The organism is Shewanella holmiensis (assembly GCF_025370255.1).
In the GTDB taxonomy this organism is placed as follows: Bacteria; Pseudomonadota; Gammaproteobacteria; order Enterobacterales; family Shewanellaceae; genus Shewanella; species Shewanella holmiensis.
Map to the genome: position 1 here is coordinate 1 of NZ_JAMTCD010000062.1, position 1,001 is coordinate 1,001.

General features: G+C 37.4%; 1 pseudogene. It reads left to right on the forward strand.

Features of this window, described 5'->3' with window-relative positions:
- Positions 1–238: 238 nt before the first annotated feature.
- A pseudogene (locus tag NE535_RS18630) lies at positions 239–1,001 on the forward strand (competence protein CoiA family protein); the annotation flags it as partial.

Sequence of the window (1,001 nt, forward strand, 5' to 3'; positions counted from 1 at the left end):
AAACCTTTTAGTTGTGAAATATGATACTTAATTTAATAGAGGATTAGTTTGTTCTTAAGCGGGATGAATTGTATGTGTGGGGAAGTTTATTATGGTTTGGGGAGTTAGAAGAGCTAAACAAGCTTGCTGATATTATAAGTGTGAAGAACAAATTTTAAGCTATTTTTTGGGAATATATCACAACAATATCTGATTATTAGTTAATATAGTTTTATTCGATGACTTGAAAGGATTCAAAGTGTCAGATGTGAAAATTGCTTGGGGGCTTGGCGCAGATGGCGTCATGCGCCATATTTCTGAGGTTGAAAAAGGTAAGGCATGTGGATGTATATGTCCCTCAATAAATTGCTCTAGTCCACTTATTGCCAATCAAGGGGCGATAAAAGCTCATTATTTTTCGCATCAGGCGAATACGGGCTGCGGTGGTGAGTCTGCATTGCACCTCGCGGCAAAGCAAATTCTAGAAGAATCGGCATCTGAAAATTTAAACCTTATATTGCCCGAAGTTCATGGAGTTTTTTCCTGTAAAGATATGGCTGGCGAAGTCATTGAGAGAGCTGGTGTTGAACTTTCATCTTTTCAATTAGCAGAAGCAAAGCAAGAAGTTAAATTAAGTAGTGAGCTAATTGCTGATGTTATGAGTCAATCAGTAAAAGGTGAAACTTTAGCTGTCGAGATTTTTGTTACCAACGCAAAAGATGAGCTAGGAAAAAACAAGTATCGGTCTGTCGGTATTGATGCCATTGAAATTGATTTAAGCATGTTGCCTTGGAATATTGATCGTAATGAGTTGAAAGAATCCGTATTACAAACTGCGAATCGTAGGTGGCTGTACAGTAAAAAGAAAAAGGCACTAGAAAAAAAGCTGAAGCTACAAGTTGGTGATGAAATCAGCTCAATAAATCAAAGCTATCTTGCTAATATATTAGATATCGCACAATCCCTAAGCACCAACCTCAACATACCAAATTTTTCTTGGCCCTCACTTAATGCTACTCGCA